Annotated in this window: 4 protein-coding genes and 1 pseudogene; all 5 read left to right on the top strand. The window is 71.2% G+C overall.

The window, feature by feature from the left end; genetic code table 11:
- A pseudogene (gene mutM, locus G6017_RS13625) lies at positions 1 to 698 on the top strand (bifunctional DNA-formamidopyrimidine glycosylase/DNA-(apurinic or apyrimidinic site) lyase); the annotation flags it as partial.
- 5 nt (positions 699 to 703) lie between these two features.
- On the top strand, positions 704 to 1,156 hold the full coding sequence (locus G6017_RS13620; RefSeq protein ID WP_182610124.1) for an OsmC family protein: 453 nt from the start codon (positions 704 to 706) through the stop codon (positions 1,154 to 1,156).
- Positions 1,153 to 1,473 carry an acylphosphatase gene (locus G6017_RS13615; RefSeq protein WP_182610125.1) on the top strand — a complete coding sequence of 107 codons (321 nt, stop codon included), beginning with the start codon at positions 1,153 to 1,155 and terminating at the stop codon, positions 1,471 to 1,473. Before G6017_RS13620 ends, G6017_RS13615 begins: the two co-directional genes overlap by 4 nt.
- Positions 1,474 to 1,602: 129 nt before the next feature.
- Positions 1,603 to 4,296 carry a cation-translocating P-type ATPase gene (locus G6017_RS13610; protein WP_347238012.1) on the top strand — a complete coding sequence of 898 codons (2,694 nt, stop codon included), beginning with the start codon at positions 1,603 to 1,605 and terminating at the stop codon, positions 4,294 to 4,296.
- A 26-nt stretch (positions 4,297 to 4,322) separates the two neighbouring features.
- Positions 4,323 to 5,111: chromosome segregation SMC family protein (locus G6017_RS13605; protein WP_347238011.1), on the top strand; the 789-nt coding region annotated here is incomplete at its 3' end.

Genomic DNA, 5,111 nt, shown 5'->3' with positions numbered 1-5,111 from the left:
ACACCGCGGGAGCCGACTGTCTGCTGGTCCACCTCGGGATGAGCGGCCAGATGCTGGTCACGTCCTCCGACGCTCCCCGGGTGCGACACCTCCACGCCCGCGCGCTGCTCGACGACGGCAGGGAGTTGCGGTTCGTCGACCAGAGGACGTTCGGCGGGTGGACCGTCGTCCCACTGGCCGAGGCCGCCGACGGCACCCGAGTGCTCCTGCCCGCGCCGGCCGCCCACGTGGCCGCCGACCCCTTCGAGCCGGGATTCGACGAGCTGGCCACGGCGCGGACGATCCGCCGCCGGGACACAGAGATCAAACGGCTCCTGCTGGATCAGACCGTGGTGTCGGGGATCGGCAACATCTACGCCGACGAGGCGCTGTGGCGTTCCGGTGTCCACGGCCGTCGGCGCGCGGGAGCGTTGACGCTGGCCACCGTCCGCGGGGTGCTCGGTCACGCCCGTGACGTGATGTCCGACGCGTTGGCCGCCGGGGGCACCTCGTTCGACGCCCTGTACGTCAACGTCAACGGGGCCTCGGGATACTTCGACAGGTCTCTCGACGTCTACGGGCGAGCGGGGCGGCCCTGTGCGAGATGCGGGACGCCGGTGGTCCGCGAGGACTTCATGAACCGCGGTTCCCACTTCTGCCCCGCCTGCCAGACGGCGCCCCGCCGTGGTGGGGCGCGCCGGACCCGCTCCGTACGATGACCGTCATGACGACGAGCGGTAAGGACAACACCTCCCAGAACCCACCGGCCGCCACCGAACTCCGGGTGGAGCGGGCCGGGACCCGGCGGTACGTCGGGCTCTCGACGCGGGGCGCGCGAGTGGAGATCGGCTCGGCGGACGTCGAGGGCGTGTTCACCCCGGGTGAACTGCTCAAGATCGCCCTGGCGTCGTGCACCGCGATGGCCTCGGACTTCACCGTCTCCCGCCGGCTCGGCGAGGACTACGAGGCCACCGTGCGCGTGGCCGGGGACGCGGATCGCGAGGCCGAGCGGTACCCGCGGTTGGAGGAGACCTACGAGCTCGACCTGTCCGGGCTCGATCCGGCCATGCGGGACAGGCTGCTCGACATGATCAGGCGATCCGTCGACAAGGCGTGCACCGTGGGCCGGACGCTGCAGTCGGGCACCGAGGTCGAGCTCGGGTTCGATCTCCGATGACAGGCCGGCGCGCCGCTGACGGGGGCCCGGGCGGTCCCGATCCCGCCCCGGTCCGGATGGTCGCCTGGGTGCACGGACACGTCCAGGGCGTGGGTTTCCGGTGGTGGACCCGCTCCAGGGCGCTCGAGCTCGGGCTCGTGGGATACGCCGCGAACAAGGCCGACGGCCGGGTCCATGTGGTGGCCGAGGGGCCCCGCCGGGCGTGCCTTCAGCTCGTCGACCTGCTGCGGGGCGGGGACGGGCCGGGCACGGTGGAGCTCGTGGTGGACTCCTGGGAACCGGCCCGGGGGGACCTGACCGGATTCCGCGAGCGCTGAACGCACCCTCGGCCCCGGGCCCGGAACGGTGTAGGGGCATTCTGGAGACGGACCGATCGCGACGTTCGAGACAGACCGGAGGACCGGACCATGACCTCATTCAGGACCTCCGGCACAGGAGAAGGTGACGTGACTACCGACACCTGGCACGCACTGGAGGTGCCGGAGGTACTCGACCGGGTGGGCACCGGCACCACGGGACTGACCTCCGAGGAGGCGACGCGCCGTCTGGAGCGCCACGGTCCCAACCGGTTGGAGGCGACCGACGCGACCGCCGCCTGGCGGGTGCTGCTCCGGCAGTTCCGGAGCCCCCTTGTCCTGTTCCTGATGGTCTGCGCCGCCATCACCCTGGTGCAGGGTCACCTGGTGGACACCGCCGCGATCACGGCGGCGGTCGTGCTCAACGCGGCGATCGGGTTCTGGCAGGAGCGCAAGGCGGAGACGGAGGTCCGGGCCCTGCAATCCCTGGCCTCACCCACCGCCCGCGTGCGGCGGGACGGTCACGTGCAGACCATCGACTCGGCCGATCTGGTGCCCGGAGATCTCGTGCACCTCGACAGCGGCGACCGCGTCCCGGCCGACCTGCGGCTGATCGAGGCGGTGTCCCTGAGGGTCGACGAGTCGATGCTCACTGGCGAGTCCCTGGCCACGGACAAGGACACGGACCCGGTCGCCCCCGATGCGCCGACCGGAGATCGGACCGGCATGGCGTTCAGCGGCTCGCTGGTCTCGTCGGGCCGTGCGACGGGTGTCGTGGTCGGCACCGGCGCGGGTACCGAGCTCGGGGCCATCAACGAGCTGGTCCAGGACACCGCGGCGGCGGCACCGCTCACCGCCCTGATCCACTCCATGGAGCGGTGGATCGGCCTGATCGTGGGGATCTCCGCTCTGGCCGTCTTCGCCGCCGGGCTCGCGCTCGGACACGACGTCTCGCTGATGTTCCGGACCGCGGTGGCTCTCGTGGTCTCCGCGATCCCCGAGGCGCTACCCGTGGTGCTCACCGTGGCGATGAGCGTGGGCGTGGCCCGGATGGCGCGGCGCAATGCGATCGTGCGGCATCTGCCGTCGGTGGAGACCCTCGGGTCCACGACGGTGATCGGGTCGGACAAGACCGGGACCCTGACACAGAACCTGCTCACCGTGGAACGGCTGTGGACCACGGAGGGGGAGATCGCTGTCGACGCCGCGACCGGGGTCGGCACCGACACCGGTCGGATCAGCGCCGTCGCGGAGACCGCCCTGCGCGCGGGCGCGCTGACCAACGAGGCCGTCCCGACACGGGACGACCCCCTTCGCTTCACCGGCGACGCGGTGGATGCGGCGATGGCCGCGGTGGCGGTGGGACTGGGCGTCGTCACGCCGACCGAACGGGCCGCCGCCCCAGTGGCGCACATGCCGTACGAGCCCGAGCTCGGGTTCTCGCAGACGATCCGGAGCGAGGGCGGTCGGCCGGTGCTGTACGTCAAGGGTGCGCCCGACGCGGTCTCCGCGATGTGCTCGAGCATGCTCACCGCAGGGGGCACCACGACCCTCGATCGGGCAGCCGTCCTGGCAGCCAACGACGCCCTGGGCTCGGAGGGGCTGCGGGTGATCGCCACGGCCCGCCGGGAGCTCGAGGACGGGGATCCGCGGCTGGCCGGCGACACCCTGGAGGGCGCACCGGAGGACCTGACCTTCCTCGGCCTGGAGGGGATGACCGATCCTCCACGTCCGGGCGTCCAGGAGGCGATCGCCGGCTGCCGGTCGGCGGGGATCCGGGTGATGATGATCACCGGTGACCACCCGGTCACGGCCACCGCGATCGCCGGGAGGCTCGGGCTGGACACCGGCACGCCCCCGCTGACCGGGGCCGAGATCGCGGCCCTGGACGACACGATGCTCCGGGCCCGGCTGGCGGATGCGACGGTCGCGGCCCGGGTGTCGCCACAGGACAAGATGCGGATCGTCGAGCAGCTCATGGCGATGGGCAACGTGGTCGCGGTGACCGGGGACGGTGTCAACGACGCGCCCGCACTACGCGTCGCCTCCATCGGGGTCGCGATGGGCGACTCGGGCACGGACGTCGCCCGCGAGGCCTCCGACGTCGTCCTCACGGACGACGACTTCAGCACGATCGTGCACGCCGTGGAGGAGGGGCGGGTCACCTTCGCGACCATCCGCAAGGCGACCTTCTTCCTCCTGTCCTCGGCGATCGCGGCGTTGATGGCGGTCGCGATCAACGTCTTCACCAATTCCCCGCTGGTCCTGCTGCCCGTCCAGATGTTGTGGGCCAACCTGGTGACCTCGGGGATCCAGGTGATCGCCCTGGCATTCGAACCCGGCGAGGGCGACGAGCTGGAGGTCCCCCCGCGCGACCTTCGTGAGGGTGTCCTCGATGCCACCATGTGGTGGCGTACCGCGCTGAGCGGGGTGTGGATGGCGGTGGTGACGCTCGTCGTCTACGAGCGCGCGATCTGGGAGGGAGTGGACACCGATCACGCCCGCACCCTGGCACTGACAGTGCTGGTCGCAGCCAGTTTCTTCCACGTGATGAACGCCCGTGCCCTCCGTCGGTCGGTGTTCACCCTCAGCCCGCTGGCGAACCCGCTGTTGATGGCCGCGACGGCGGTCGCCGCCTGCCTCCAGGTGCTGGTCGTGAGCTGGCCGGTCCTGGCCGGCCCGATGGGTCTGAGCCCCCTGAGTCCAGGTGAGTGGGCGATGTGCGTGATCGTCGGGGCCACGGTCATCGTGGTGTCGGAACTCCACAAGTTGGCGGTGAAGCCGGCTGCCCGGCGGCGCGCGGCGGCGATTGTCGCCGTCGGGGTCACGCCTCCGGGGCGGTAGCCGGCCGTGCCATAGGATCGACAGTCGTGTACCTCAAGTCGCTGACGCTCAAGGGCTTCAAGTCCTTCGCGGCACCGACGACGCTGAGGTTCGAGCCCGGCATCTGCTGCGTGGTCGGTCCCAACGGTTCCGGTAAGTCCAACGTCGTCGACGCGCTGACCTGGGTGATGGGGGAGCACAGCGCCAAGTCGCTGCGCGGCGGCAAGATGCAGGACGTGATCTTCGCGGGGACCGCAGGCAAGGCACCGCTCGGCCGCGCGGAGGTGACGCTCACCCTCGACAATTCTGACGGCACGCTGCCCATCGACTACGCCGAGGTCTCGCTGACCCGGCGGATGTTCCGCGACGGTGCGGCCGAGTACGAGATCAACGGGGACCGCGCCCGCCTGATGGACGTCCAGGAGCTGCTCTCGGACTCGGGCATCGGGCGCGAGATGCACGTGATCGTGGGCCAGGGCAAACTTGCCGAGATCCTCGAGTCCAAACCCGAGGAGCGTCGCGCCTTCATCGAGGAGGCCGCCGGCATCCTCAAGCACCGTCGTCGCAAGGAGAAGGCGCAGCGCAAGCTCGCCGGGATGCAGGGCAACCTCGACCGGCTGAGTGACCTGACCGGCGAACTGCGCCGCCAGCTCAAGCCCCTCGGTCGTCAGGCCGAGGTGGCGCGCCGGGCCCAGTCCGTCCAGGCCGACCTCCGCGACGCGACCTTCCGGTTGGCCGCCGACGACCTGGTGACCCGACGCGCCGAGCTGGCGGACGCGGAGAGCGTCCGTGCCCGACTCGCCGAGCAGGTGGCCGTGGCCGTCAACCGGCGGGAC

The sequence above is a fragment of the Dietzia sp. B44 genome (genome assembly GCF_014145245.1).
Lineage (GTDB): Bacteria > Actinomycetota > Actinomycetes > Mycobacteriales > Mycobacteriaceae > Dietzia > Dietzia natronolimnaea.
The sequence above is the reverse complement of the archived record's forward strand: the minus strand, read 5'-3'. Positions and strand labels throughout refer to the sequence as shown.